Below are 26,105 nucleotides of genomic sequence, written 5' to 3'. Positions count from 1 at the left end.
TCAGTCCTCGTTCTCGAACAGTACGTGGGTTGTGTCGATGAGGTGCACCACGAGCACGATCAGCAGTCCGTCGCTGACGACGTATTCGATGGCCATGGTGTGAGTCAGCGCGAGGGAGCGGGTGTTCTCGTCACCGGAGATGGGCGACGAGATCTTGTGACGGGGGTCCGTGGTCAGTATGGCGAGGCCACGCTGGAGCAGCTCACGGCGGTCGTCCGGGAGGCTGTCGCGCACACGCGCCGCAGTCTCCGAGAAGGTCACGTTGAACACTGCCATCAGGGCTCCCTGCCCGTTCGGTGTCGTACCGGGCACCGAGCCTACCGGCCCGGTCAGAGCTCGGGCCCCTCCCCCGGCTCTTCCTGGTACGAGTACCGCTGTTCCTGCCACGGGTCGCCGATGTTGTGGTAGCCGCGCTCCTCCCAGAAGCCGCGGCGGTCGGCGGTCATGTACTCGATGCCGCGGACCCATTTGGGGCCCTTCCAGGCGTACAGGTGGGGGACGACGAGGCGGAGGGGGAAGCCGTGCTCGGCGGTGAGGAGTTCGCCGTCCTTGTGGGTGGCGAAGATCGTGCGGTCGTCGGCGAAGTCGGCGAGGCGGAGGTTGGAGCTGAAGCCGTACTCGGCCCACACCATCACATGGGTGACCTGGGGCGCCGGCGGCGCGTGCTCGAGGATCGTACGGGCCGGGATGCCGCCCCATTCGGCGCCGACCATGCTGAACTTCGTCACGCAGTGCAGGTCGGCCACGATCGAGGCGTACGGCAGGGCGGTGAACTCGTCGTGGGTCCAGCAGTGCTTCTCGCCGTCGGCGGTGGCGCCGAAGACCCGGAAGTCCCAGCGCTCGGGGCGAAACCTGGGGACCGGCCCGTAGTGTGTGACCGGCCAGCCGCGCTGGAGCCGCTGTCCCGGCGGGAGCTGCGACGACGTCGCGTTCTCAGATGCGCGATCTCCTGATTCGCGTTCCACCGGCTGACCCATGACTCCATCCTGACAGACCCCGAGTGGTGCACATGACCAGCCCCCACCCGACTCGGACATTTCAAACTAAGGCTGCACTTACTTACTAAGCTTGCACTTACTGGACGATCTTCGACAGCGGTGCAATCATCGCGGCGCAACCTCCCAGTCCCCCGCTTGGAAGGAGCCTCTGCGATGCAGGGCGACCCCGAGGTCATCGAATTCCTCAACGAGCAGCTGACCGCCGAGCTGACCGCGATCAACCAGTACTTCCTGCACGCGAAGATGCAGGAGAACTTCGGCTGGACGAAGCTCGCGAAGTACACGCGGCACGAGTCGTTCGACGAGATGAAGCACGCGGAGGTCCTCACCGACCGGATCCTCTTCCTTGAGGGCCTGCCGAACTACCAGCGCCTCTTCCACGTCCGCGTGGGCCAGACGGTCAAGGAGATGTTCGAGGCCGACCGGCAGATCGAGGTGGAGGCCATCGACCGCCTCAAGCGCGGTATCGAGGTGATGCGCAACAAGGGCGACATCACCTCGGCGAACATCTTCGAGTCGATCCTCGCGGACGAGGAGCACCACATCGACTACCTCGACACGCAGCTTGAGCTGCTGGAGAAGCTCGGCGAGGCGCTCTACATCGCGCAGCTGATCGAGCAGCCCGAGAGCTGAGCTACGCCGCTTCCTCGAGCTCGCTGAAGACCGACTCACCCTGGTCGGCCGAGTCACGGCGCGGGCACGCGCCCCTGCCGAGGATCGCCTGGATCCGGCGTACGCAGGAGCCGCAGTCCGTGCCCGCCTTGCAGGCCGAGGCGATCTGGCGAGGGGTGCAGGCGCCGTCCGCCGCGTGCTTCTTGACCTGCTGCTCGGTGACGCCGAAGCAACTGCAGACGAACACGCGGTTCACCTCCCGCCGGGATCGATAAGAGCGCCATCCCGATGATCGGTGAGGCTAACCTAACCTTACCCGGCCCGTAAGAACCGCAAAAGTGGAGTGGGGCGCGGATCGTATGTGATCCGCGCCCCACTCCACTTCGCTGCCCCAGCCGTCACTAGTCGCGGTACAGCTCCGCGACGAGGAACGCCAGGTCCAGGGACTGGCTGCGGTTGAGTCGCGGGTCGCAGGCCGTCTCGTAGCGCTGGTGCAGGTCGTCGACGAAGATCTCGTCGCCGCCGCCCACGCACTCGGTGACGTCGTCGCCGGTGAGCTCCACGTGGATGCCGCCCGGGTGGGTGCCCAGACCCTTGTGGACCTCGAAGAAGCCCTTGACCTCGTCGAGCACGTCGTCGAAGCGGCGGGTCTTGTGGCCGGAAGCCGCCTCGAAGGTGTTGCCGTGCATCGGGTCGGTCACCCAGGCCACGGTCGCACCGGAGGCGGTGACCTTCTCGACCAGCTCGGGCAGCTTGTCGCGGACCTTGTCCGCGCCCATCCGCACGATGAAGGTGAGGCGGCCGGGCTCACGGTCCGGGTCGAGGCGCTCGATGTACTGCAGCGCCTCCTCGGCCGTGGTCGTCGGGCCGAGCTTGATCCCGATCGGGTTGCGGATCTGCGAGGCGAACTCGATGTGCGCGTGGTCCAGCTGCCGGGTGCGCTCACCGATCCACACCATGTGCGCGGAGACGTCGTACAGCTGGCCCGTGCGCGAGTCCACGCGGGTCAGCGCCGACTCGTAGTCGAGCAGCAGCGCCTCGTGCGAGGAGAAGAACTCGACGGTGCGGAACTCCTCCGGGTCGGCCCCGCAGGCGTGCATGAAGTTCAGCGCGTTGTCGATCTCGCGGGCGAGCTGCTCGTAGCGCTGGCCGGACGGGGACGACTTCACGAAGTCCTGGTTCCAGGCGTGCACCTGGCGCAGGTCGGCGTAACCGCCGGTGGTGAAGGCGCGGACCAGGTTGAGCGTGGAGGCGGAGGCGTTGTACATCCGCTTCAGGCGCTCGGGGTCCGGGATCCGGGCGGCCTCGTTGAAGTCGAAGCCGTTCACCGAGTCGCCGCGGTACGTCGGCAGGGTCACGCCGTCGCGGGTCTCGGTGCCCTTGGAGCGGGGCTTGGAGTACTGCCCGGCGATACGGCCGACCTTCACGACCGGCACGGAGGCCGCGTACGTGAGGACCGCGCCCATCTGGAGCAGCGTCTTCAGCTTGTTGCGGATGTGGTCGGCCGACACGGCGTCGAAGGCCTCGGCGCAGTCGCCGCCCTGGAGGAGGAACGCCTCTCCCTTGGCGACGGACGCCATCCGGGCGCGCAGCTGGTCGCACTCGCCCGCGAAGACGAGCGGCGGATACGACTCGAGCTCCGCAACGACTGCGCGCAGAGCCTCGGTGTCGGGGTACTCGGGCTGCTGCGCCGCGGGCAGGTCTCGCCAGGTGTTGCCAGCGCTCGCGCTGGACTTAGCGTTCACGGTCACGACGTCCACATTACGGGGTCGTGTCGGGCGTCCACCCCCTTGCTCATCAAGTGAGACGAACCCCGCTCGATCGGAGCGGGTCCATCGGCGCCTGTCGTGGGGGCCGCCTCAGTGCGGATGCGGATGTGATCACAGGCAGACCGCGGGGTGTCGATCACGTGAGTTCTCGGAACTTGTCCGGTAGGGTGCGGCGCATGTTCGCGCACTCGATCCAGAACTGGTGGTGGACCGCTCATCCGGCGGCCCACTGACTGCGCGTACGCAAGACTTCGCGAAGGCCGCCCGGAGGGGCGGCCTTCGGTGTTTCCAGGGCCCGGCCGTTCCTCCCCGATCACCACCCTCACCGCGATCCGTGATCCCCAGGGAAGAGGAACCCATGGACCTGACCCGGCTCCCGTACGACGACCGCCCGTTCGCCCTGCTGCGCCGCCGCACCCCCGGCCTCGACCACGACACGGTGGAGCTGCTGATCGGCCCGGTGACCACCTGCGAGCGGCTCTCCGACCTCCCCGACGAGGGGCTGGCACTCGTCCCCTTCCGGCAGATCCGTGAACGCGGCTTCGACGTCCGAGACGACGGGACGCCCCTGTCGGTACTGACACCGGAGGAGTCCTACGAGCTGCCGCTGGACCGGGCTCTCGCGGAGCTGCCCGCGCACGACGTCCGCGTCGAGGGCGGTGGCTTCGACGTGGACGACGAGGAGTACGCGGAGATCGTCGGCCGGGTGCTGCGCGAGGAGATCGGGCGGGGCGAGGGCGCGAACTTCGTGATCCGGCGGACGTACGAGGGCTCTGTCCCGGGGTTCGGCCGCGCGGACGCGCTCGCGCTGTTCCGGCGGCTGCTGGAGGGCGAGCGGGGCGCGTACTGGACGTTCGTGGTGCACACCGGTGAGCGGACCCTCGTGGGCGCCAGCCCGGAGGTGCACGTCCGGATGTCCGGCGGGACGGTGGTGATGAACCCGATCAGCGGGACGTACCGCTACCCGGCCGGCGGGCCGACGCCGGAGGACCTGCTGGCCTTCCTCGCCGATGGCAAGGAGATCGAGGAGCTCTCGATGGTCGTCGACGAGGAGCTCAAGATGATGTGCACGGTCGGCGACATGGGCGGCGTCGTGATCGGCCCCCGGCTGAAGGAGATGGCACACCTCGCGCACACCGAGTACGAGCTGCGCGGGCGGTCGTCGCTGGATGTGCGGGACGTGCTGAAGGAGACGATGTTCGCCGCGACGGTCACCGGGTCGCCGGTGCAGAACGCGTGCCGGGTGATCGAGCGGCACGAGGTGGGTGGGCGTGGGTACTACGCCGGGGCGCTGGCACTGGTGGGGCGGGACACGGGGGGTGCGCAGACCCTGGACTCGCCGATCCTGATCCGCACCGCCGACATCTCGGTGGACGGGCGGCTGAAGGTGCCGGTGGGGGCCACGCTCGTGCGGGGGTCGGACCCGGCGGGCGAGGTCGCGGAGACGCACGCGAAGGCGGCGGGGGTGCTGGCGGCGCTGGGGGTACGGCCGGGGCGGCCGGCTCGGGAGCGGGTGCGGGCGGGGCTGGCCGAGGATCCCCGGGTGCGGGCGGCGCTGGACGCGCGGCGGGGGTCGTTGGCGCCGTTCTGGCTGCGGATGCGGGAGCGGACGGAGGAGTTCGCGGGGCACGCGCTCGTCGTGGACGCGGAGGACACGTTCACCGCGATGCTCGCGCATCTGCTGCGGTCGGTCGGGCTGGAGGTGACGGTGCGGCGGTACGACGAGCCGGGGCTGCGGGAGGCGGTGCTCGCGCACGAGGGGGTGGTGGTGCTGGGGCCCGGGCCCGGGGATCCGGGGGATGTGGACGACCCCAGGATGCGGTTCCTGCGGGCGCTGACCGCGTCGGCCCTCCGGGAGAACCGGCACGGGGTGCTCGGGGTGTGTCTCGGACATGAGCTGATCGCGGCGGAGTTGGGGCTGGCGATCGTGCGGAAGGAAGTGCCGTACCAGGGGGCGCAGACCGCGATCGATCTGTTCGGGCGTCCTGAGACCGTCGGGTTCTACAACAGCTTCGTGGCCCACTGCGACGACGAGACGGCCGTGGCGCTGGCGGCGCACGGGGTGGAGGTCAGCCGTAGTGGAGGTGGGGAGGTGCATGCGCTGCGTGGGCCCGGGTTCGCGGGGGTGCAGTTCCATCCGGAGTCGGTGCTGACGCTGGACGGGGTGAGTGTGGTGCGGGAGTTGGTGACGGGGGTTCAGTCGCTGCGGGCGATCTAGAGCCGCGGGGTCGTGGATCGGGTGCGGGTGGGTGGGGGCTGGTCGCGCAGTTCCCCGCGCCCCTAGAAGCACAGGCCCTGCGGGCCTGGAAGGCGACGGGGCTGCGGGCCGAAAAGCACGGGGCGCAGCCCCTGCTTTTCAGGGGCGCGGGGAACTGCGCGAGAAGCCCCACCCACCCGCACCCGCCGACGCACCCGCACCCCCGAGCTGTCAGGCGCCCTCAGCCGAAGAAGACGCCGACCTCCTCGTACAGCTTCGGATCCACCGTCTTCAGCCTGGCCGTCGCGTCGGCGATCGGGACGCGGACGATGTCGGTGCCCCGCAGCGCGACCATCTTGCCGAAGTCACGGTCGTGGACGGCGTCGATCGCGTGGAGCCCGAAGCGCGTGGCGAGCCAGCGGTCGAACGCGGAGGGGGTACCGCCTCGCTGGACGTGGCCGAGGACCGTCGTACGGGCCTCCTTGCCCGTGCGCTTCTCGATCTCCTTGGCCAGCCATTCGCCGACGCCCGAGAGCCGGACGTGGCCGAAGGAGTCCAGCGACCCGTCCTTCAGGACCATCTCGCCGTCCTTCGGCATGGCCCCCTCCGCCACGACCACGATCGGCGCGTACGACGCCTTGAAGCGGGACGTCACCCAGGCGCACACCTTGTCGACGTCGAAGCGCTGCTCGGGGATGAGGATGACGTTGGCGCCGCCGGCCAGGCCGGAGTGGATCGCGATCCAGCCCGCGTGACGGCCCATCACCTCCACGACGAGGACGCGCATATGGGACTCGGCGGTGGTGTGCAGGCGGTCGATCGCTTCCGTGGCGATGCCCACCGCCGTGTCGAACCCGAAGGTGTAGTCCGTGGCCGAGAGGTCGTTGTCGATCGTCTTCGGAACGCCCACGCAAGGGACGCCGTACTCGTCCGAGAGGCGCGCGGCCACGCCGAGCGTGTCCTCGCCGCCGATGGTGATGAGCGCCTCGACCTCCTGCTTGGCGAGGTTGTCCTTGATACGGCGGATGCCGTTCTCCTGCTTGAGGGGGTTGGTGCGCGAGGAGCCGAGGATGGTGCCGCCACGGGGCAGGATGCCGCGCACGGCGGGGATGTCGAGGCGGACGGTGTCGTTCTCCAGCGGTCCCCGCCAGCCGTCCCGGAAGCCGACGAAGTCGTAGCCGTACTCCTGCACGCCCTTGCGGACGACGCCCCGGATGACGGCGTTGAGCCCGGGGCAGTCGCCGCCTCCGGTCAGTACTCCGACGCGCATGGAAAAGTCCCTTCGCCGCGGTTGCCTGGTGTGAGGGTCACGCTAATGGTGATCCAGGTCACTTCGGCATGAACGGCAGGTCAATTCCGGCGAATTGCGGCTGATTGAGGGTGAGTTGATCGGAGTCGATCAACTCACCTTCACTCTATGGGGTGATGTACGGCATTTACTCGTCGTCGAGACCGCGCTCTATGGCATAGCGGACCAGCTCCACCCGGTTGTGGAGCTGCAGCTTGCCGAGGGTGTTCTGGACGTGGTTCTGAACCGTGCGGTGCGAGATGACGAGGCGCTCGGCGATCTGCTTGTAGCTCAGGCCCTTGGCGACGAGACGCAGCACCTCGGTCTCGCGGTCGGTCAGCTGCGGGGCCTTCGGCTCGTCGGCGCCCGGCGCCGGGGCGGGCTCGGAGGCGAGGCGGCGGTACTCACCGAGGACCAGGCCCGCGAGCCCGGGGGTGAAGACGGGGTCGCCGACCGCGGTGCGGCGTACGGCGTCGATCAGTTCCTCGGTCGAGGCCGACTTCAGCAGGTAGCCCGTCGCGCCGGACTTCACCGCCTCCAGGACGTCCGCGTGCTCCCCGCTCGCCGACAGGACCAGCACCCGCAACGCCGGGTTGGCGCCGACGAGTTCCTTGCAGACCTGCACGCCCGGCTTGGCGGGCAGGTTCAGGTCCAGGACGAGCACATCGGGCGCGGCCGCCCGGGCGCGGCGTACCGCCTGCTCCCCGTCGCCCGCCGTGGCGACCACGTCGAAGCCGGACTCGGTCAGGTCGCGGGCGACGGCGTCGCGCCACATGGGGTGGTCGTCGACCACCATCACCTTGATCGGGCCGCCCCCGCCGGGCTGTGCCCGTCCGTCCACCGGCCGGCCGTTCCCCACGCTCTCCACGCTCTCCGTCACTGCTTCTCCGCCTTCCCCCGTACGCCCTTAGGCCCTTCCGCGGCCTTGGGTACCTTCAGTTCGACTTCCGTGCCCTGTCCCGGGACCGAGATCAGTTCGGCCGTGCCGCCGATGTCGCGCAGGCGCCCCCGGATGGAGAGGGCCACCCCGAGCCGGCCCTCGCCCTCGGCCTGGGCGAGCCGTCCCTCGGGAATGCCGGGGCCGTCGTCCCGTACGGTCACGATGATCTCCTCCGGCCAGTCCTCGACCAGGATCCAGGCCCGGGCCCCGTCTCCCGCGTGCGCGCGCACATTGTCCAGGGCGGCGCCGACGGCGGCGGCCAGCTCCCGCGCGGCCCCCGGGGCGAGCGGCACCGGGGCGCCGGGCTCGGAGAAGGTGACCTTCGCGCCGGCGTACGGGGCGAGGAGGGAGCGCAGGTCCACCGGGCCCGTCGCGCTGTCGTCCACCGCCGGGTCGTCCGGTTCATCGACCGCCCGTACGAGCGCTCCCTGGGCCGCGTCCTCGGAGATCCGGGAGACGGGGACCAGGCCGCCGGAGACCAGGGTGCGCAGGGCGACCTCCTGCTCGCCCGCCATCCGGCCCAGCTCGGCGGCCTCGCCGCCGAGGGCGGTGCCACGCCGCTGGACCATGGCGAGGACCTGCAGGACGCTGTCGTGGATGTCGCGGGCGAGGCGCTCCCGCTCGCGGGTGGCGGCCTCGATCTCCAGGGCGCGGGCGAGGGTGCGCTCGGAGGCGCGGGCCACCTCGACGACGTATCCGATGGCGATGGAGGCGACCCAGACCAGCAGCACGTTGTGGATGGTGTCGCGGGTGGGGGCGCCGCGGTGGATCAGGTTGGCGACGGCGACGAGCGTGGAGGCGAAGGCGGCCCAGCGCCAGCCGCCCTTGATGGCGAAGGCCAGCACGGCGCCCGCGGTCCATATCGACGGCAGCGTCGGGCCCCCGGCCTCCACCCGCGCGGCCGAGTCGGCGAGCCGGGTGAGCAGGATGCCGACGATCGCGATGGTGAGGTCCGCCGCGAGGAACCGCTTGGTGCAGTGGACCGCGCCCGCGACCTTGGGCAGGGTCAGCAGTGTCCAGCCGGCCAGGACGGCGTAGTAGGCCATGGCCAGCCAGGGGCGCTCGAACTTGTCGTACGCGCTGACGAAGAGGCCGATCGCGTAGATCATCGTCAGGACCCGGTAGCCGGTGAGCGCACGCCACAGCGGCTGCTCGACCGACATCGTCATGACTCGCTCAAGCCTCGGCATGTTCCCCCACCCCACCCACGACGTCCCGTCCGGGAACGCGACCGTACCCGGGAACGCGGCCGTTACGAAGCCGGGCGGTCCTTGTCCGCCCGGGTCTTCTCACCCTGTTCCCTCAGTTCCCTGGCCGCCTGCTCCTTCTCGGCCTTGGCGAGGGCGGCCTTGGCGGCCTTCTCGGCCCCCTTCTCCGCCTTGGCCGCGTCCGCGATCTGCCGCTTGGCGGCGGTCGCGTACATGTCGACGTACTCCTGGCCGGAGAGCTTCATGATCTCGTACATGACCTCGTCGGTCAGCGCGCGCAGGACGAAGCGGTCGTGCTCCATGCCCTGGTAGCGGCTGAAGTCGAGGGGCTTGCCGATCCGGATGCCGGGGCGCATGACCTTCGGCAGGACCTTGCCCGGGGGCTGGATCTTCTCCGTGTCGATCATGGCGACGGGGATGACGGGCGCGCCGGTGGCGAGGGCCACGCGGGCCAGGCCGCCCGGTTTACCGCGGTAGAGCCGCCCGTCGGGCGAGCGGGTGCCCTCGGGGTAGATACCGAACAGTTCACCGCTCTCGATGACCTCTATGCCGCTCTTGATCGCGGCCTCGCCCGCGCCCCGCGCGCCGGAGCGGTCCACCGGGAGCTGACCGACACCCTTGAAGAAGGCGGCCGTCAGCTTGCCCTTGATTCCCGGGGTGGTGAAGTACTCGGCCTTCGCGATGAACGTGACCTTGCGGTCGAGGACAGCGGGCAGGAAGAACGAGTCCGAGAAGGAGAGGTGGTTGCTCGCGAGGATCGCGGCGCCCTCGGCCGGAATGTTCTCCAGGCCCTCCACCCAGGGCCTGAAGGTGACCTTGAGCGGTCCCCCGATAGCGACCTTCATCGCGCCGTACAACAACCGAGTGCCTCTCTGTGTTCTGTGGATCAGACCTTAACCCGGACGCCTGAGGAAGGGTCCGACAGGCCCGGCCGGAGTCGAGTACCCCGATGGCCCCCGCCCGCTCCCCCACCGGCTCCTTCACCGGCCCTCCACCGCGCGAAGCCCCTGGTCGGTGTCAGTGCGGTCGCGTACGGTGAACCACATCCGGACTCATTCACACCCTTCTCATGAACAGGAGACCGAACCGTGCCGGTCCTTCCTGGCGCAGAGCCGTACCACCACGAGGGAGGGGAGGTCGGAGTCCTCCTCTGCCACGGTTTCACCGGGTCCCCGCAGTCCTTGCGCCCCTGGGCGGAGTACCTCGCCGCGCGGGGACTGACAGTCGCGCTGCCCCTGCTGCCGGGACACGGCACCCGCTGGGAGGACCTCCGCCCGACCGGCTGGCAGGACTGGTACGCGGAGGTGGACCGCGAGCTGCGGTCCCTGCGCGAGCGCTGTGCGCACGTCTTCGTGGCGGGGCTGTCGATGGGCGGCGCGCTGGCGCTGCGCCTGGCCGCGAAGCACGGGGACGCGGTCGACGGCGTGATGGTCGTCAACCCGGCCAACAAGGTGCACGGCCCGGCCGCGCACGCCCTGCCCGTGCTCCGTCACTTCGTGCCCACCACGAAGGGCATCACCAGCGACATCGCGAAGGAGGGCGTCGAGGAGGTGGGGTACAGCCATGTGCCGCTGCACGCGGCGCACTCGCTGCGCACTTTCCTCCGCCTCGTCGACGGTGAACTGCCCCAGGTCACCCAGCCGTTGCTGCTGTTGCACAGCGCGCGGGACCATGTGGTGCCGCCCGTCGACTCCGAGCGCGTCCTCGGCCGGGTGTCGTCGACGGACGTCACGGAGATCCTGCTGGAACAGAGCCATCATGTCGCGACGTTGGACCACGACGCGGACCGCATTTTCGAGGAGAGCCACGCGTTCGTCACCCGGCTCGTCGCGGAGTCCGGGACCGAGCGTGTGACGGAGTCCGGTGCGGCACGTGTGAAGGAGTCCGAGGCGGAATCCGTACAGCAGTCTGATTCGGGGTCCGTGGAGCAGATCGGTCCGGGATCCTTGGGGCAGAGGGAAGGGACGGCCACTGGTGGCTGAGCACGACTCCGAGCGTGAGCCGGAGGAGACGGGAGCGCCCCTCGGCGAGCGCCACGGCGACTCGCGGGGCGACTCCCCGGGCGGCTCCGCAGGCGGCTCCGTGAGCTCCTCGTCCGGCGAGTCGCCGGGCGAGGAGCCGCATGTGGGCGAGGGTCAGCACGTGCCGTTCGACGAGGACGCCGCGTGGCGGGCGATCGTCGCCGGGTTCGGCGAGGAGCCGCCGGACCCGCCGGGCGCCAAGCCGTTCAGGTCGGTGGAGGACCTGGCCCTGCTGGAGGCCGAGCCGGAGGACTCCGCGGACAAGGCCCCCGACACGGCCGGGCCCGCGGCCCCGAAGCCGCTGGGCAGCTCGGTCGCGTTCGCCCCGGGCGTCGGCGCGGGTCCGCGCGACTACAGCGTGCCCGACCCGGTCGGCGAGGACCTCGACAAGGCGGACAAGGGCGACAAGGACTCCGAGGACGAGGACGACGAGGGCCACTTCGTGCCGCCCGAGCCGCCCCCGCTGCCGGAGGCCGACGCCACCGCCAAGTTCGCCTGGCTGGGGGTGGTCGGCGGTCCCGTCCTGCTGCTGCTCGCCGTGCTGCTCGGCTGGGAGATGACCTGGTGGCTCACCACCCTCGGCATCGGCGGCTTCCTCGGCGGCTTCGCCACGCTGGTGATGCGCATGAAGGGTGACGAGGAGGACGACGACGATCCCGGCCGGGGCGCGGTCGTCTGACCGAACCACCACAGCCGTACGAGGGCCCGCCCGGGGAGCGTTCCGGGTGGGCCCCCGCCCTTGTCAGGACTCGGCGGGCACCCTGAGGGCGGCCAGGACCGGCAGGTGGTCCGTGGCCGCCCGCAGGTCGCCCTCGGTGATGCCGGGGTGGTCGAGGGGGACGCCGCAGCCGAGGACCTCGATGCCGGGGGTGGCCAGGATCGCGTCGATGCGCTGGTGGGGGTCGGCGGGGGTGGAGGTGTACTCGCCGCCCCAGGGGGAGGTGGTCCAGCAGTCCTGGAGTTCGCCGGCCAGGCGGCGGAACGTACGGCCGTCCGGGCGTTCGTTGAGGTCGCCGCCGGCGACCGCGTGCGTCACGCCCAGGCCGGCCAGGCGGTCGAGGAGCATGCCGCCCTGCTCGTACCGCTCGTCCTTCTGCAGGGAGAGGTGGCAGGACAGGACGCCGAGGCGGGCGCGGCCGAAACGGACCACCGCCGTGGCGAAGCCGCGCCTGTGCAGTCCGGGGGTGAGGGGCAGGAGGACGTCCTCGGTGTGCTCGACCGTGGCGCGGAGGTTGCAGAGCAGGGCGGGGCCGGAGGCGGTGGCGCCGCCGGAGAGGGTGACCAGGCCGGAGGCGGCGGCGAGCCTCGCGAGTTTCTTCTGCCAGCGGAAGAAGCGGGGGGCTTCCTGGATGAGGACCAGGTCGGGGGCGCAGGCGGTGATCACTCGGGCGAGGGCGTCCGTGTCGTCCCGCATGGAGCGGATGTTGTAGCTGAGGACGCGGATGGTTGCCGAACCGTCGGGGTCGGTACGGGAGTTGGGCAGCGTGGTGGTCGCCATGCGGATCAAGATACGCGGCAACGCTCCGCCGGGAGCGCCGGGAAACCACGGGTCGTTCGTTCGGCTGACTGATGGGGGCTGGTCGCGCCCACGCGGCGGAGCCGCATATCGACACAGCCCCGCGCCCGTGAAAGGCGCGGGGTTGCCGCCGACCGGTGTCTACATGATCGGGTCGGGTTCTCTCGCCAGGTCCGCCGCGCCCACCAGGCCCGCCTCGTTGCCCAGTTGGGCGGCGATGACCTCAGCCACCGGGCGCCAGTTGCCGCCCACGAGCCAGCGCTTGTAGGACTTGCGGATGGGGTCGAGGACCAGTTCGCCCTCGTCCGACAGGCCGCCGCCCACGATGAACGCCGACGGGTCGAAGAGGGAGGCGAGGTCGGCGAGGCCGGCGCCGGCCCAGCGGGCGAGTTCGCGGTAGGAGTCGACGGCGACGGGGTCGCCCTGGCGGGCGGCCATGGAGATGTGCTTGCCCTCGATGCCGTCGGGGGTGCCGTCACCGAGGCCGAGGAGGAGTTCGGCGTTCTCCGGGGTGGCGTTGGCGCGCTGCTTGGCGTACCTGACCAGGGCCCGCCCGGACGCGTACTGCTCCCAGCAGCCCTGTGAGCCGCAGCCGCACAGCAGCCCGTCCGGGACCATGCGGATGTGACCGAACTCGGCTGCCACGCCGTAGTGTCCGCGGCGCAGCTTGTTGCCGATGATGATGCCGCCGCCGAGGCCGGTGCCGAGGGTGATGCAGATGACGTTGCGGTGGCCCTTGCCGGCGCCGAACCTGTACTCGCCCCAGGCGGCGGCGTTGGCGTCGTTCTCCACGACCACCGGCAGGCCCACGCGGGCCTCGACCTTCTCCTTGAGCGGTTCGTTGCGCCAGTCGATGTTGGGGGCGAAGTAGACCGTCGACCGCTGGCGGTTGACGTAACCGGCCGCGCCGATGCCGACACCGACGATCTCGTGTCCGGCTCGCGCGCCCTCGACTGCGGCGGCGATGGCGTCCACGATCCCCTCGGGCGTGCCCGGGGTCGGCACCTTGTGGGTCGAGAGGATGTTGCCTTCCTCGTCGACCACACCGGCCGCGATCTTGGTACCGCCGATGTCGACGCCGATGGTGAGTCCCATGAATCCCTCAGTTTCGGTCGAGCCCCGCTACGGCCAACCGTACCCGAGGCCCTGCCCTGGGAGTCCTGTCGTCCGCCGGGCGGACGGGCCCGGCGTCAGTCCAGGTCGATGCGCTCTCCGGGGCCCGGATCGTCGCCCTGGCCGCGCCGTTCCCGGTCGGTGGTGTCCCGGTTCGTCCAGCGGCGTTCCTGGGCCTCGACGGCGGAGCGGTACGCGGCGAGCAGTTCGCCTCCGGCCGCGGCCAGATGGTCGAAGACGTCAGGGTTGCGTTCGATGACGGGTTCGACGGCGGCCTTGGCCTGCCGGACGACCTGGTTGACCATCTGCTGGGCCGCGCCGCCGGCGACCGCGCCGAGCAACGGCGACTGCAGCCCGGACAGCTTGTCCGCGACCGTGTCGACGAGCTTGCGCAGTTCCTCGGCGGCCGAGCCCGGCGGCGGCCCGTACTTCGCCCGGCGGCGGGCCTTCTCCGCGGCGAGGTCCTCCTCGCACGCCGTGGCCCAGGCGTCGGAGTCGGTCGCACGCGCCCGGTCGGTCGCGCGCGCCCGATCACTCGTGCGCACCTCGTCGGCCGTCCGCGCCTCCTCGGCCGCGTCCTCCCGTGCGGGGTCGGACGTGGGGCGCTCTTCGCTCATGGCGGGCTCCTGCCTACGGTTCGTACCTTCGACGTTACCCGAACGGACGTATGCGGTTCACCGCGTCCGGGGCCACAACCGCGGATCCGGCGCGAAACGGATCCTCAGCTCTCCGTCGCGCAGGGCCGCACCGTCGACCGTGCAGCGGCGCAGTGCCGACGGCAGCGGAACGATACGGCGGAACTGCCCCGCCGTGACGACCAACTCGTCGCCGCGCCGGACGAGGTCCAGCTCCTCGCGTATCGCCCCGGGCAGCGGAATGTGCCATACGAGCACGCCCTCGTCCCCGAGGTTGTCGGTGACGGCCCACTCGACGCGGGCGGGAGCGTCACCCGCACCGGGTACGTCGAGGGCGGCGAGGTCGTCGACACCGCGGGGGTCGTGCCCGAGATGGGCGACGCCGTGCACCGGACGGACCTGCTCCCACTCCTCCATCGCCTTGCGCTGCTGGGCGACGAGACCGGCGAGCCAGGTGTCGTGCGTGCCGTCCGGCAGGACCCGGTTGGCGATCAGTCCGTCCACGACGAGGCCCCGCAGGGCGAGGCCGACGCTCGCGACGCGCACATGGTCGGCTCCGGCCGGCCCCGGCTCGGCGACCAGCCGCACGCTCGTCCCGGGGTCCTCGACGACCGCCGCGACGGCGGCCAGTTCGACGTCCCACCGGGCGGCCGTCTCGTACAGCCACTCGGAGGGCATCGGCACACCGGCGAGCCGTCCGAGGACGGGACGGAGGGCTCGTGCGGCCTGTCGCTCGGGCGGGAGCAACCGCCGCAGATACCTCCGCAGCTCCTCCGGCAGGCCGAGCAACGTGAGTGCCTGGGGGGCGGGCGGCAGATCCACGACGAGCAGGTCGTACGCCTCGGAGAGCGCGGCATCGCGCAGCGCCCGCAGCAGGGCGAGCTCCTCGGCACCGGGAAGGGGCGTGAGCTCCTCGGCGTCGAGCCGCCCGGCGCCCAGCAGATCCAGCACGGACGCGGCCCGCTCCTGGAAGCCGACGAGATCCTCACGGAAGCCGGCCGCGGCATCCGGCCGCCAGGCGGTGAGGTTCACCGCGGCCCGGACGGGCTCCGCGCCGGTCGCCACCCCGAGCACCGCACCGAGGCTGTCGACCCGGTCGGCGCTCAGTACAAGCGTCCGCGCGCCCGCGCGAGCCGCCTCGACGGCCGTGGCCGCCGCGACCGTCGTACGGCCACTGCCGCCTTGCCCGGTGATCAGGATGGTGCGCATGAGGCTGAACGGTAACTCAGCGACGGGGTGCGCACCGACGCGGAACTGCGCGATCGGCCACGGGCGGCCCCGCAGCCGAGACACAGCGCGGCCCGCCGAGTTGTCGGGCGCAACGGCTACGCGCCCGACTCGACCCGCTTCTTCAGCCCCGCCAGCGCGCGGTCGATGATCACCTTCTCCGCCTTGCGCTTGATCATCCCGAGCATCGGGATCTTGACGTCGACGGTCAGCTGGTACGTCACCTCGGTCACCGAGTCGCTCACCGGCTTCAAGATGTAGGACCCGTCGAGTGACCGCAGCATCTGCGACTTGACCAGCGTCCAGGAGACCTCGTTCGCCCCGGTCCAGGTGTAGGCCAGCGTCTGGTCGTCCTTGATCGCGCCCGCGTCCATGACGAGCCGGACCTGCTCGGCGCGGCCCTGACCGTCGGTCTGCAGCACCTCCGCCTCCTTCACCTCGCCCGTCCAGTCCGGGTAGCGGGCGAAGTCGGCGATCACTCCCATGACGTCGGCCGCCGCAGCCTCGATCGTGATGCTCGAACTGGTGAATTCCGCCATCGCCGTGGCTCCTCCAGAGACGTTCCGGTGAGGGAGGTGGGTGCGCACGTATGTGCAGCGTGAAGGCTACCGCTTGCGGGGGCTCACCATTCCAACGCCCACGGCTTCCCGCTCCCCGCGAAGTGCCCGACGTTCACACACTCCGTCGCCCCGATCCGCATCCGCCGGACCAACGGCTGGTGGACATGCCCGAACAGCGAGTACCGGGGCCGTGTCTTCCGGATCGCCTCCAGCAGCGCCCGGCTCCCCCGCTCGAAGCGGCGTGCGACCGTGTCGTACACCAGCTCGGGGACCTCCGGTGGGATGTGTGTGCACAGCACGTCGACCTCCCCCACCGCCTCGATCTTCGCCGCGTACTCCTCGTCGCTGATCTCGTACGGCGTCCGCATGGGTGTCCGGAGCCCACCGCCGACGAACCCGAAGACCCACCCGCCGATCTCCACCCGCTCGCCGTCCAGGACCGTCGTCCCCTCCCCCGCGTACTCCGGCCAGAGCCTCGGGATATCGACATTGCCGTAGGTGGCGTACGTCGGCGTCGGGAAGGCCGCGAACATCTCGGCGTACTGCTTGCGGACGGCCTTCTCGATCACGGCGGACCGGTCCTCGCCCACACCCGCCCAGAGCCGGGCCCCGAGTTCGTGTGCCTCCTCGAACCGCCGGGCCGTGCGCAGTTCGACGAGCCGGGTGGCGTTCTCCGCGCCGAAGAGGTCGGGGAAGATGCCGCGGGAGTGGTCGGCGTAGTCGAGGAAGAGGACCAGGTCACCCAGGCACACCAGGGCGTCGGCGCCCTCGCCCGCTCGGGCCAGGGCGTGTGCGTTGCCGTGCACGTCGCTGACCACATGAACGCGCGTCCTGCCGTTGCCGCCTGGTGTGGGTGCCATGACGATCAAGCGTAGGCGTGTGCGGCATACGTGAACAGAGCCGGTCGACCGTGCGGTTACTGGCCAGTCGGTAAGTGAGGGGATTATTGTTCCCGGGAGAACCCCGCATGTGTGACGCGGCGAACATCTCCCCGGACCCCCCTCGCGGAGAAGCCATACCGACGGGTAACGTCCGGGCAGTCCAGTTGTGCTCAGGTTTTCAACCAGTGAGGAACCAAGCGGGGCCTGAGCGCTCGTCCCCACCTTGGACCGCACCGTCGCAGCACACACGTCAGTCGTGGCGCCGGCGCCCTATGAGGAGCAGCAGTCTTGCGCGAGTTCAGCCTTCCGGCTTTGTACGAGGTCCCGACGGACGGCAATCTGACCGACATCGTCCGCAGAAACGCCGCGCAGCATCCCGATGTCGCCGTCATCGCCCGCAAGGTTGGCGGCGCCTGGCAGGACGTCAACGCCGTCCAGTTCCTCGCCGAGGTGCGGACGGCCGCGAAGGGGCTCATCGCCGCCGGGGTCCAGCCGGGCGACCGCGTCGCACTGATGTCCCGTACCCGGTACGAGTGGACCCTGCTGGACTTCGCGATCTGGACGGCCGGCGGGGTCACCGTGCCGGTGTACGAGACCAGCTCGCCGGAGCAGGTGCAGTGGATCCTCGCCGACTCGGGCGCGACCGCCGTGATCGTGGAGCTGGACACGCACATGGCCGCCGTCGAGTCGGTGCGCGACGGGCTGCCGGCGCTTAAGCACCTGTGGCAGATCGAGGGCGGCGGTGTCGAGGAGCTGGGGCGCCTCGGTCAGGACGTCACCGACGCGACCGTCGACGAGCGCAGCTCACTGGCGAAGGCCGACGACCCGGCGACGATCGTCTACACGTCCGGGACGACCGGTAGGCCCAAGGGCTGTGTGCTCACCCACCGCAGCTTCTTCGCCGAGTGCGGGAACGTGGTGGAGCGGCTGCGGCCGTTGTTCCGTACCGGTGAGTGCAGCGTCCTGCTGTTCCTCCCGCTGGCACACGTCTTCGGGCGACTCGTGCAGGTCGCGCCGATGATGGCGCCGATCAAGCTGGGGACCGTCCCGGACATCAAGAACCTCACCGACGAGCTGGCCTCCTTCCGGCCGACGCTGATCCTGGGTGTGCCGAGGGTCTTCGAGAAGGTCTACAACTCGGCCCGGGCCAAGGCGCAGGCGGACGGCAAGGGCAAGATCTTCGACAAGGCCGCGGACACGGCGATCGCGTACAGCAAGGCGCTGGACACCCCGTCGGGACCGGCCCTCGGTCTGAAGGTCAAGCACAAGGTGTTCGACAGGCTCGTCTACAGCAAGCTGCGGGCAGTGCTCGGCGGCAAGGGCGAGTTCGCGATCTCGGGCGGTGCCCCGCTGGGCGAGCGCCTCGGGCACTTCTTCCGCGGTATCGGCTTCACGGTCCTGGAGGGCTACGGCCTGACGGAGTCCTGTGCGGCGACCGCGTTCAACCCGTGGGACCGCCAGAAGATCGGTACGGTCGGGCAGCCGCTGCCGGGTTCCGTGATCCGGATCGCGGACGACGGGGAGGTGCTGCTGCACGGCGAGCACCTGTTCCAGGGGTACTGGAACAACCCGGGCGCGACCGAGGAGGCGCTGGCCGACGGCTGGTTCCACACCGGTGACATCGGCACCCTCGACGAGGACGGCTACCTCAGCATCACCGGTCGCAAGAAGGAGATCATCGTCACCGCGGGCGGCAAGAACGTCGCCCCGGCCGTGATCGAGGACCGTATCCGGGCGCACGCGCTGGTCGCGGAGTGCATGGTGGTGGGCGACGGGCGGCCGTTCGTGGGCGCGCTGGTCACCATCGACGAGGAGTTCCTGGGCCGTTGGGCCGCCGAGCACGGCAAGCCCGCGGGGTCCACCGCGGCGTCGCTGAGCGCGGACGCCGATCTGAACGCGGCCGTTCAGGCCGCGATCGACGACGGCAACGCCGCGGTGTCGAAGGCGGAATCGGTGCGGAAGTTCCGCATTCTCTCCTCCCAGTTCACGGAGGACTCGGGCCACCTGACGCCTTCCCTGAAGCTCAAGCGCAACGTGGTGGCGAAGGACTACGCGGACGAGATCGAGGCGATCTACCAGAAGTAACCAGCTGTTACGCAGCGACCGGCGGTCGCACGACTCATGGCGCGGTGTCCTCCACGAGGACCCGTGCCATCGTGCGTTCGGCGAGCGCGGTGATCGTGACGAACGGGTTCACCCCGATCGAGCCGGGCACCAGCGAGCCGTCGGTGACGTACAGCTTCGAATACCCCTTCACCCTCCCGTAGTCGTCGGTCGCCTTCCCCAGCACGCAGCCGCCGAGCGGGTGGTACGTGAAGTCGTCGGCGAACACCTTGTTGGACGAGCCGAACAGGTCGTACCGGTAGATCGTGGAGTTGGCGGCGTTGATCCGGTCGAAGAGCTTCTTGGCCATGGAGACGGAGACCGCGCTCTGGGCGGCGGTCCAGCCGAGCTTCGCCGAGTCGCTCGCGGCGTCGTAGGTGAAGGACGCGCGCTCCTGGTTCTTGGTGATCGCCAGGTAGAGGCTGACCCAGTGTTCGAGGCCGGTGGGCAGCGGGGCGATCTCCGCGAAGACGGGGTTGGAGGTGTTGGCCCAGTCGTCGATGCCCATGACCGGCATGGTCGACTGGTTCGCCCCGACGGTGTCCCAGAGGTGGTTGGCCCGGCCGAGCATCACGTTGCCGTTGGTGCCCCAGCCCGCGCCGACGCCGGCGTCCAGTGCGGGCAGGGTGCCCTTCGCCCGTGCCCGGACGAGGAGTTCGGTGGTGCCGACGCTGCCCGCGCCGAGGAAGAGGTACGTGCAGCCGTACTCCTTGGTCGCGACGACCGCGCCCGTGTCGTCGATGCGGTCGACGGTGACGACGTACGTGCCGTCGCTCAGCCGGCGGATTCCCTTCGCCCGTTCCATGGTGTGGATGGTGACGTTGCCGGTGCCGAGGGCGGCGGCGAGGTACGTCTTGTCGAGGCTTTTCTTGCCGTGGTTGTTGCCGTAGATGACCTCACCGGCGAGCGCGGACTTGGTGGCGGTGCCGGCGGCCTCGCGCTGCATGTGGGCGAAGTCGTAGACGCTGGGGACGAAGGTGGTCCTGAGGCCGGCCTTCTCGGCGTGCGCCCGGGAGATCCGGCTGAAGCGGTACCACTCCGTGGACTCGAACCACGCCGGGTCGATGGTGTTGACGCCGAGCATGGCGCGGGCGCGCGGGAAGTACGTGGAGTACATCTCGGCGGTGTCGACGGTCGGGAACTGCTCGGCGAAGTACGACTGGAGGGGGGTGACGGCCATGCTGCCGTTGACCAGGGAGCCGCCGCCGACGCCGCGGCCGAGGAAGACCGACATGTTGGCGTAGCGGACGCGGTCCAGGACGCCTGGGTAGGGGCTGATGTCCCTGTTGACGACGTCCAGCCACAGGAACGTGGCGAGCGGGGCCTCCGTGCGGGTCTTGAACCACATGGACCGCTGGTCCGGCTCCCGGGTCGAGCAGAAGACCTTGCCGTCGGAGCCGGGGGTGGTCCAGGCCCTGCCCATCTCCAGGACGAGTGTGCGGATGCCGGCCTGGCCGAGCCTCAGGGCGGCCACGGCGGCGCCGTAGCCGGAGCCGATGACGATGGCGGGGGCGGATTCGACCGCGTCGGGCTCGGCGGCGTGGGCCGACTGGAGGCCGATGCGGGTGAAGCCGAGGGTGGCCGCGGTCTGGAGCGCGGCCATACCAAGGATGTGACGTCTCGTCAGCTGACGCTGCATCAGTTTTGCTGTCATGTGCGCAGCATGTGCGGATTTTCGGGCTCCGGCTAGGGGTTTCGCGGGACAGGGCGGCGCCTACTGGAGTGCCGGGTACTCCTGGAAGGCGACTTCCGGTCGTCTTGTGGCTGGTCGCGCCCACGCGGCGGAGCCGCATATCGATACAGCCCTGCGCCCCTTATGGGGCTACAGCAAAGTTTTCAAAGTTTCCGCCAGTAGGTCCCAGCGCCACTTCTCCTCGACCCACTCCCGTCCCCGCTCCCCCATGCGTGCCCGCAGCTCCGGGTCGCCGAGCAGGGTGACGATGCGTTCCGCGGCCTCTGTCGGGGAGCCGCCTCGTACGACCCAACCCGTTTCGCCGTCGAGGACGGCGTCGGGGGCGCCGCCGGAGTCGCCCGCGACGACCGGGAGACCCGTCGCCGAGGCCTCCAGGTAGACGATCCCCAGTCCCTCCACGTCCAGGCCGCCCCGGCGCGTACGGCACGGCATGGCGAAGACGTCGCCGGCACCGTAGTGGGCGGGCAGCTCGGACCAGGAGACGGCCCCGGTGAAGCGGACGGACTCGGCGACCCCGGTCTCGTACGCGAGGCGGCGCAGCTCCTTCTCGTAGGGCCCGCCGCCGACGATCAGCAGTACGGCGTCCGGCTCCTTGGCGAGGATGCCGGGCATGGCCCGGATCAGCGTGTCCTGCCCCTTGCGCGGCACGAGCCGGGACACGCACACGACGACCGGACGGTCGGTGAGCCCGAGCCGGGCACGGACCTCGGCGCCGCCGGAGCCCGGATGGAAGGTCCCCTCGTCGACGCCGGGCGGCAGCTGCACCATCCGCCCGGCCGCCTCGGGGGTCAGGGCCGTGGCGATCCGGGAGCGCGTGTACTCGCCCAGGTAGGTGATCGTGTCCGTGCCCTCGCCGATCCGCCGCAGCAGCTGCCGGGCGGCGGGCAGCTGGGCCCAGCCCGCCTCGTGGCCGTGCGTGGTGGCCACCAGACGCCGTGCGCCCGCCTTGCGCAGCGCGGGGGCCATCAGGCCGAGCGGGGCCGCCGCGCCGAACCACACCGAGGTGCAGCCGTGCTCCCGCAGCAGATCCACGGCCGTACGTGTGGCGCCCGGTGTCGGCAGCAGCATGGTCGTGCGGTCGCGTACGACGGTGAAGGGCTGCTCGGCGTCGAAGGCGGCCGTCGCCCGGGCGCCCTCCCGGCCCCGCTTCCAGGTGGAGGCGTAGACGACGATCCGCTCGGGGTCCAGCCGCAGCGCCATGTTGTGCAGGAACGCCTGGATGCCACCGGGCCGGGGCGGGAAGTCGTTGGTCACGATCAGGGTCTTGGACATCGCCGCCGACCCTACCGAACCGGCACCGGCCCTCTCCCAGGCGCATCCGCACCGGACTGGGCCACGCTTCACGGCCGCTTCACAGGCCGACGGGGGATCATGTCCCTCACAGAGGCGAAACAGAGCGCGGACGGACAGGGACTCACGTGGCTCAGATGGACATGACGGGCTCTCGGCGGCTCCCGTTCGGGCTGCTGACGTTCTGGGGCGCGACCCGGCTGCTCCTGCTGCTGTTCGTCTTCAAGGTGTTCGTGTTCCCGGGCCCGGACGTCACCAGCGACGTCTCGGTGATCTACCAGGGCTGGTACGAGATCCTGCGTGCGGGAACGTATCCCCTCGACGACGTCACCTGGCAGTACCCGCCCGCCGCCGCCCTCCCGATCCTCTCCCCGGCGCTGCTGCCCTTCCTGGACTACGCGTCGGCGTTCTTCGTCCTCGCCTTCGTCGCCGACCTGGCCGTCCTCGCGCTGCTCCTCCTCGCGGGCGGCCGGCCCGGCAGGACGTGGCGCGGCGCCTGGGTGTGGGTGGCGGGCCTGCCGCTGCTGGGCCCGACCGTGTACGCCCGGTACGACGTGATGGTGACGGCGGTGGCGGTCGCGGCCCTTCTCGCCGGCAGCCGCCATCCGCGCGCGATGGGGGCGCTGACGGCCTTCGCGGCCCTGCTGAAGGTGTGGCCGGCGCTGCTGCTGCTGGGCGCCCGGAAGCGCGCGGCCTGGGCGTGGGCGGCGGGCACCGGTGTGGCGGTGGCCGTGCTGTTCGCCGTCTCCCTGCCCGGCGCCTTCGCCTTCCTGACCTTCCAGCGCGACCGGGGCACCGAGGTGGAGTCGCTGGGCGCCCTGGTCTTCCATGTCGCCCGGCAGTTCGGCTGGGACGGCGAGGTGCTGCTCAACTACGGCTCGGTGGAGTTCCTCGGCGACCACGTGGACACCGTCAGCGACGCGGCCCTGCTGCTCAGCGGCGTGGCCTTCGCCTGGCTGCTGCTGTGGCGGGTACGGGCCCGGCGGTTCGCACCGCACACCCTCGCGGACGCGGCGTTCGTGGCGGTGCTGATGTTCACGGCCACCAGCCGGGTGATCAGCCCCCAGTACATGGTGTGGCTGGTCGGCCTGGCCGCCGTGTGCCTCTGCTTCCGGGCCAGCCGCATGGGCGTGCCGGCGGCCATGATCCTGGCGGCGTCCTTCGTGACCGTCCTGGAGTTCCCGATCTGGTTCTCCCACGTGGTGGCCAGCGACGGCCTGGGCGTCACCCTCCTCTTCGTCCGCAACGGCCTGCTCGTCCTCGCCACCCTCCTCGCCGCGTTCGAACTGTGGCACGACACGGTCCCCCGACCCACCCCGGCACCACTGGCGGATCAGCCGACCCGCGCCAAGGAGCCACTGGGCTCCTGAGCCCGCCCGCGCGGCAGCAACGGCACGAGCACCACGCCCTGCACCGCCATGGACACCCCGAGCACCAGACAGATCCCGGGCAGCCCCAGCCCCGACAGACCGTACGGGAGGCGATCGCCCAGCTGGACCCCGGTCAGCCGAGTTGAGCCCGTACGTACTCCCGCCACTGTTCGGTGAACTCCTCGACGGTGATGCCCAGGATCTCCTTCAGGGCGCCCTCCACCGCCCCGGGCCGCTTCTCGTGGGTGCCGACGGCCCGGTAGAACTCGTTCAGGCGGACCTCGCCCCAGCGGTCGGCGATCAGGCGGCAGGCCAGCCAGCCGCCCTCGTAGGCCTGGGCGAGCTCGCCGGAGTCGTCGGAGAAGCCGAAGTCGGAGTCGGCGGGCAGTGCGGCCGGGAGCTGTCCCTCCGCCACCGCCCGCTGGAGCTCCGGGGCCACCTCGGGCGCCGTACGGCCCGTCCCCCGGTAACCGACCCAGTCGGCGTAGCCCTCGGAGAGCCACAGGGGGGTGGCGGCGTCGGTGTGGGCGCGGGTGGCGACGTGGGTCGTCTCATGGGTGAGGACGACCTGTTGGCCGAAGTCGCCGAGGACGGCGTACGCCTCGGGATTGACGATGATCCGGTCCGCGGGCGCCTTCGCCGAGCCTCCCGCCTCACCGGTGGTGACCGCCGCGATCCCCCGGTACCCGGACGCGGGCGCCCCCAGCAGCCCCGCCATCTCCTCCAGCGACTCCGGCACCAGGACGACGACCCGCCGCGCCCAGTCCTCGCCCCACGCCTCGGTCACCGCGGGTACGGCCCGGTCCGCCATTCCCGCGTACTCCCGCAGGGCCTCCGCCGACCGCCCGACCCCCAGCACGAGGCTCCGCTCCCCCCGGACCGCGAGGATCCGCCCCTGCTCCCACAGCTGTTCGGTGCCCTTCTTCGAGGGCTCGTCGGCGGCGACCCGCCAGGCGCCCTCGTCGTCCCGGACGAGGGTCAGTGTCCGTACGGCGGTGACGGGCGCCTTGTCGTAGCCGCGTATCCGGTAGCGCAGGGCCGCCTCGGCCGTGGCCCGGTCGCCGGAGCGCCGGAAGTCGGTGACGTCGTACGCCCAGGAGGCCAGCGGCAGGCCCCGGAGGTTGGCGAACTCGGCTTCCCCGGTGGCCAGTTGGGCGGTCGCCGCCCCCGTCGTCGCCTCGGTGGAGCGGTACGCCGTCCCGTCCCGTTCCAGGACGGCTGTCGCCCGCCGGTCGAGCATCCGCTGGACGTCGGCACGGGCGGAGTCGGGTACCGCGTCTCCGCCGCAGCCGACGAGCAGGGCGAGCGCGAGACAGACTCCCGCGGCTCCCGGGAACGCGCGCCTTGTGCCAGCCACGGTCCCGATCGTACGGCCGCGCCGCCGAGGAGGCGTACGGCGGTCAGGGGCGGGTGACCGAGGCGATCGGCATCATGCCGACGGGGTCGTAGCGGACGGGGGCGCCCGGGTAGGGGGCGTGGATGACCTGGCCGTTGCCGACGTACATGCCGACATGGCTGGCGTCGGAGCGGTAGGTGACCAGGTCACCGGGCTGGGCCTGGGAGAGCGGGACCTGGGCGCCGGCGTACCGCTGGGCCTGCGAGGTGCGCGGGAGGCCGACACCGGCCTGGCCGTACGACCAGACCATGAGGCCCGAGCAGTCGAAGCCGTCGGGGCCGCTGGAGCCCCAGATGTACGGCTTGCCGAGAGCGGAGCGGGCGGCGGCGACGGCGGCGGCCGCCCGGCCGTTGGGCGCCGACGCGCCGGAGAGGTCGGGCATGCCGGTGCGGCCGGAGCCGGTGGAGCGGGAGGCGCGGTCGTACTCGGCGCGCTCCTCGTCCGGGAGGGCGTTGAGCAGTTGCCGGGCCTTGGCGAGCTTCCCCTCGACGGTCCGCTTGTGCTCGGCGACGGCCTTGCGGCTCTTCTCCAGCTCGGCGAGTTTCCCGGTCGCCTCCTGGCGCTTCTGGGAGAGGTCGCGCAAGGCCTGCTGAAGGGCGTGCAGTTCGCCCGCCTGGTGGGCGCTGATGCGGTCCAGGGCGGCCGCCGTGTCGAGGTAGTCGTCCGGGTCGTCGGAGAACAGCAGCGCGATGGAGGGGTCGAGGGCACCGGAGCGGTACTGGGCGCCGGCGAGCGAACCCAGCTTCTCCCGCATGGCGTTGACGCGGTCCTGTTGCCGGGCGATCGAGTCCTGCGCGGTGCCGACCTGGTCGCGCAGCTTGTCGACGCGTTCGTCGGCCTTGTTGTACGCCTCGGTGGCCTTCTCGGCCTCCTCGTACAGCCGGTCCACCTCGGCCCTGGTGTTGTCGTGCGGAGCGGCGGCGGCGGGCTGGACGGGGATCGCGCCGAGGGCCGCGGCCGCGGCGGACAGCACGCCGAGGGCGGCGGCCGCGCCCCGGTCGAACCCGGACGGTACAAGGCGACTGTGGGACACCACGGGAAGCCGCACTCCCTTCGACGGTGGACAGGTCGCTCCCCCCCTGCGCCGGAGCGGCGACCCCGGAAGGGGTCGTCCTCACGGCGGGTGAGGGAAGCGCGGCCGACAGTAGCCGCGCGACCGTGTCACAGCCAAAGACCTCCGCGACCACGCTGCGTGACGCCCGGCCCGGGACCCAGGTGACCAGCGGGGGGAGGGGTCAGCATGAGGTGCGGGAATTCGCCCGTTCGGGCGGCCCTGTGTCCTGATCTT

25 protein-coding genes are annotated in these 26,105 nt (G+C 70.9%); 7 read left to right on the top strand and 18 right to left on the bottom strand.

All coding sequences use genetic code 11. The features are described 5' to 3' along the window. Entirely contained in the window at nt 1-276 is a 276-nt protein-coding gene (locus ACWD26_RS03815) for a hypothetical protein (RefSeq protein ID WP_451265867.1), read from the bottom strand. A gap of 53 nt (nt 277-329) precedes the next feature. Next, complete coding sequence (locus tag ACWD26_RS03810) at nt 330-977, bottom strand: sulfite oxidase-like oxidoreductase (protein ID WP_451265865.1); 648 nt, start codon at nt 975-977, stop codon at nt 330-332. A 174-nt stretch (nt 978-1,151) separates the two neighbouring features. On the opposite strand from ACWD26_RS03810, the gene bfr reads away from it, so the two are divergent. Further along, a complete protein-coding gene (gene bfr, locus ACWD26_RS03805; RefSeq protein ID WP_391006891.1) occupies nt 1,152-1,631 on the top strand; it encodes a bacterioferritin in 480 nt (159 codons plus the stop codon). Between the two features lies 1 nt (nt 1,632). On the opposite strand, the gene ACWD26_RS03800 is transcribed toward bfr, so the two are convergent. Together ACWD26_RS03800 and ACWD26_RS03795 are read right to left on the bottom strand one after the other, a co-directional pair. Then, complete coding sequence (locus ACWD26_RS03800; protein WP_451265863.1) at nt 1,633-1,857, bottom strand: (2Fe-2S)-binding protein; 225 nt, start codon at nt 1,855-1,857, stop codon at nt 1,633-1,635. Between the two features lie 154 nt (nt 1,858-2,011). Then, nucleotides 2,012-3,361 carry a class II 3-deoxy-7-phosphoheptulonate synthase gene (locus tag ACWD26_RS03795; protein WP_451265861.1) on the bottom strand — a complete coding sequence of 450 codons (1,350 nt, stop codon included), beginning with the start codon at nt 3,359-3,361 and terminating at the stop codon, nt 2,012-2,014. Nucleotides 3,362-3,555: 194 nt separating this feature from the next. On the opposite strand from ACWD26_RS03795, the gene ACWD26_RS03790 reads away from it, so the two are divergent. Both ACWD26_RS03790 and ACWD26_RS03785 read left to right on the top strand, forming a co-directional pair. Continuing rightward, entirely contained in the window at nt 3,556-3,612 is a 57-nt protein-coding gene (locus ACWD26_RS03790; RefSeq protein ID WP_076973970.1) for a trp operon leader peptide, read from the top strand. Between the two features lie 125 nt (nt 3,613-3,737). Further along, entirely contained in the window at nt 3,738-5,597 is a 1,860-nt protein-coding gene (locus ACWD26_RS03785; protein WP_451265859.1) for an anthranilate synthase family protein, read from the top strand. A 220-nt stretch (nt 5,598-5,817) separates the two neighbouring features. On the opposite strand, the gene ACWD26_RS03780 is transcribed toward ACWD26_RS03785, so the two are convergent. The 4 genes from ACWD26_RS03780 to ACWD26_RS03765 form a co-directional block, all read right to left on the bottom strand. Beyond that, a complete protein-coding gene (locus ACWD26_RS03780; protein WP_451265857.1) occupies nt 5,818-6,846 on the bottom strand; it encodes a 6-phosphofructokinase in 1,029 nt (342 codons plus the stop codon). 166 nt (nt 6,847-7,012) lie between these two features. Further along, complete coding sequence (locus tag ACWD26_RS03775; protein ID WP_451266000.1) at nt 7,013-7,660, bottom strand: response regulator; 648 nt, start codon at nt 7,658-7,660, stop codon at nt 7,013-7,015. Between the two features lie 80 nt (nt 7,661-7,740). Further along, entirely contained in the window at nt 7,741-8,994 is a 1,254-nt protein-coding gene (gene macS, locus ACWD26_RS03770) for a MacS family sensor histidine kinase (protein WP_451265855.1), read from the bottom strand. Between the two features lie 62 nt (nt 8,995-9,056). Then, nucleotides 9,057-9,857 carry a lysophospholipid acyltransferase family protein gene (locus ACWD26_RS03765; protein ID WP_451265853.1) on the bottom strand — a complete coding sequence of 267 codons (801 nt, stop codon included), beginning with the start codon at nt 9,855-9,857 and terminating at the stop codon, nt 9,057-9,059. Nucleotides 9,858-10,100: 243 nt separating this feature from the next. Here ACWD26_RS03765 and ACWD26_RS03760 point away from each other — a divergent pair, with 243 nt between their 5' ends. Further along, nucleotides 10,101-10,994, top strand: coding sequence for an alpha/beta hydrolase (locus ACWD26_RS03760; RefSeq protein ID WP_451265851.1), 894 nt, complete (start codon nt 10,101-10,103; stop codon nt 10,992-10,994). Continuing rightward, entirely contained in the window at nt 10,987-11,712 is a 726-nt protein-coding gene (locus tag ACWD26_RS03755; protein ID WP_451265849.1) for a hypothetical protein, read from the top strand. The genes ACWD26_RS03760 and ACWD26_RS03755 overlap by 8 nt, the downstream gene beginning before the upstream one ends. Before the next feature lie 63 nt (nt 11,713-11,775). Here the strand turns inward: ACWD26_RS03755 and ACWD26_RS03750 are convergent, their stop codons facing one another. The 6 genes from ACWD26_RS03750 to ACWD26_RS03725 all read right to left on the bottom strand — a co-directional run bounded on the left by ACWD26_RS03750 (nt 11,776) and on the right by ACWD26_RS03725 (nt 16,944). Beyond that, nucleotides 11,776-12,531, bottom strand: coding sequence for an endonuclease/exonuclease/phosphatase family protein (locus ACWD26_RS03750; RefSeq protein WP_451265848.1), 756 nt, complete (start codon nt 12,529-12,531; stop codon nt 11,776-11,778). Between the two features lie 159 nt (nt 12,532-12,690). Then, a complete protein-coding gene (locus tag ACWD26_RS03745; protein ID WP_451265846.1) occupies nt 12,691-13,644 on the bottom strand; it encodes an ROK family glucokinase in 954 nt (317 codons plus the stop codon). Nucleotides 13,645-13,739: 95 nt separating this feature from the next. Next, the gene (locus ACWD26_RS03740) at nt 13,740-14,279 is read right to left on the bottom strand and encodes a DUF5304 domain-containing protein (protein ID WP_451265844.1); all 540 of its coding nucleotides are present in this window, start codon (nt 14,277-14,279) and stop codon (nt 13,740-13,742) included. Between the two features lie 57 nt (nt 14,280-14,336). Next, nucleotides 14,337-15,506, bottom strand: a complete 1,170-nt coding sequence (locus ACWD26_RS03735; RefSeq protein ID WP_451265842.1) for an ArsA family ATPase — start codon at nt 15,504-15,506, stop codon at nt 14,337-14,339. 116 nt (nt 15,507-15,622) lie between these two features. Beyond that, on the bottom strand, nt 15,623-16,063 hold the full coding sequence (locus ACWD26_RS03730; RefSeq protein WP_451265840.1) for an SRPBCC family protein: 441 nt from the start codon (nt 16,061-16,063) through the stop codon (nt 15,623-15,625). 83 nt (nt 16,064-16,146) lie between these two features. Continuing rightward, nucleotides 16,147-16,944 carry a metallophosphoesterase family protein gene (locus ACWD26_RS03725; protein WP_451265838.1) on the bottom strand — a complete coding sequence of 266 codons (798 nt, stop codon included), beginning with the start codon at nt 16,942-16,944 and terminating at the stop codon, nt 16,147-16,149. A 309-nt stretch (nt 16,945-17,253) separates the two neighbouring features. Between ACWD26_RS03725 and ACWD26_RS03720 the strand changes: the two genes are divergently transcribed. Beyond that, nucleotides 17,254-19,050 carry an AMP-dependent synthetase/ligase gene (locus ACWD26_RS03720; RefSeq protein ID WP_451265836.1) on the top strand — a complete coding sequence of 599 codons (1,797 nt, stop codon included), beginning with the start codon at nt 17,254-17,256 and terminating at the stop codon, nt 19,048-19,050. Between the two features lie 34 nt (nt 19,051-19,084). Here ACWD26_RS03720 and ACWD26_RS03715 read toward each other — a convergent pair whose 3' ends face one another. Beyond that, nucleotides 19,085-20,707: a GMC oxidoreductase gene (locus ACWD26_RS03715; protein WP_451265998.1), complete on the bottom strand. Its 1,623-nt coding sequence runs from the start codon at nt 20,705-20,707 to the stop codon at nt 19,085-19,087. 183 nt (nt 20,708-20,890) lie between these two features. Beyond that, nucleotides 20,891-22,033, bottom strand: a complete 1,143-nt coding sequence (locus tag ACWD26_RS03710) for a glycosyltransferase family 4 protein (protein ID WP_451265834.1) — start codon at nt 22,031-22,033, stop codon at nt 20,891-20,893. A gap of 155 nt (nt 22,034-22,188) precedes the next feature. Between ACWD26_RS03710 and ACWD26_RS03705 the strand changes: the two genes are divergently transcribed. Further along, the gene (locus tag ACWD26_RS03705) at nt 22,189-23,421 is read left to right on the top strand and encodes a glycosyltransferase 87 family protein (RefSeq protein ID WP_451265996.1); all 1,233 of its coding nucleotides are present in this window, start codon (nt 22,189-22,191) and stop codon (nt 23,419-23,421) included. Between the two features lie 133 nt (nt 23,422-23,554). Here ACWD26_RS03705 and ACWD26_RS03700 read toward each other — a convergent pair whose 3' ends face one another. Then, on the bottom strand, nt 23,555-24,778 hold the full coding sequence (locus tag ACWD26_RS03700) for a hypothetical protein (RefSeq protein WP_451265832.1): 1,224 nt from the start codon (nt 24,776-24,778) through the stop codon (nt 23,555-23,557). Nucleotides 24,779-24,821: 43 nt separating this feature from the next. Beyond that, nucleotides 24,822-25,853: an NlpC/P60 family protein gene (locus ACWD26_RS03695; protein ID WP_451265830.1), complete on the bottom strand. Its 1,032-nt coding sequence runs from the start codon at nt 25,851-25,853 to the stop codon at nt 24,822-24,824. Nucleotides 25,854-26,105: the final 252 nt, after the last annotated feature.

This window comes from Streptomyces sp. NPDC002787 (genome assembly GCF_053592095.1).
The sequence above is the reverse complement of the archived record's forward strand: the minus strand, read 5'-3'. Positions and strand labels throughout refer to the sequence as shown.

Coding starts and splice junctions, on each gene's coding strand:
- ACWD26_RS03815 (WP_451265867.1), bottom strand. CDS start 276: ATGGCAGTGTTCAACGTGACCTTCTCGGAGACTGCGGCGCGTGTGCGC.
- ACWD26_RS03810 (WP_451265865.1), bottom strand. CDS start 977: ATGGGTCAGCCGGTGGAACGCGAATCAGGAGATCGCGCATCTGAGAAC.
- bfr (WP_391006891.1), top strand. CDS start 1,152: ATGCAGGGCGACCCCGAGGTCATCGAATTCCTCAACGAGCAGCTGACC.
- ACWD26_RS03785 (WP_451265859.1), top strand. CDS start 3,738: ATGGACCTGACCCGGCTCCCGTACGACGACCGCCCGTTCGCCCTGCTG.
- ACWD26_RS03780 (WP_451265857.1), bottom strand. CDS start 6,846: ATGCGCGTCGGAGTACTGACCGGAGGCGGCGACTGCCCCGGGCTCAAC.
- ACWD26_RS03775 (WP_451266000.1), bottom strand. CDS start 7,660: ATGGTGGTCGACGACCACCCCATGTGGCGCGACGCCGTCGCCCGCGAC.
- macS (WP_451265855.1), bottom strand. CDS start 8,994: ATGCCGAGGCTTGAGCGAGTCATGACGATGTCGGTCGAGCAGCCGCTG.
- ACWD26_RS03765 (WP_451265853.1), bottom strand. CDS start 9,857: ATGAAGGTCGCTATCGGGGGACCGCTCAAGGTCACCTTCAGGCCCTGG.
- ACWD26_RS03750 (WP_451265848.1), bottom strand. CDS start 12,531: ATGGCGACCACCACGCTGCCCAACTCCCGTACCGACCCCGACGGTTCG.
- ACWD26_RS03745 (WP_451265846.1), bottom strand. CDS start 13,644: ATGGGACTCACCATCGGCGTCGACATCGGCGGTACCAAGATCGCGGCC.
- ACWD26_RS03740 (WP_451265844.1), bottom strand. CDS start 14,279: ATGAGCGAAGAGCGCCCCACGTCCGACCCCGCACGGGAGGACGCGGCC.
- ACWD26_RS03735 (WP_451265842.1), bottom strand. CDS start 15,506: ATGCGCACCATCCTGATCACCGGGCAAGGCGGCAGTGGCCGTACGACG.
- ACWD26_RS03730 (WP_451265840.1), bottom strand. CDS start 16,063: ATGGCGGAATTCACCAGTTCGAGCATCACGATCGAGGCTGCGGCGGCC.
- ACWD26_RS03725 (WP_451265838.1), bottom strand. CDS start 16,944: ATGGCACCCACACCAGGCGGCAACGGCAGGACGCGCGTTCATGTGGTC.
- ACWD26_RS03715 (WP_451265998.1), bottom strand. CDS start 20,707: ATGCAGCGTCAGCTGACGAGACGTCACATCCTTGGTATGGCCGCGCTC.
- ACWD26_RS03710 (WP_451265834.1), bottom strand. CDS start 22,033: ATGTCCAAGACCCTGATCGTGACCAACGACTTCCCGCCCCGGCCCGGT.
- ACWD26_RS03705 (WP_451265996.1), top strand. CDS start 22,189: ATGGACATGACGGGCTCTCGGCGGCTCCCGTTCGGGCTGCTGACGTTC.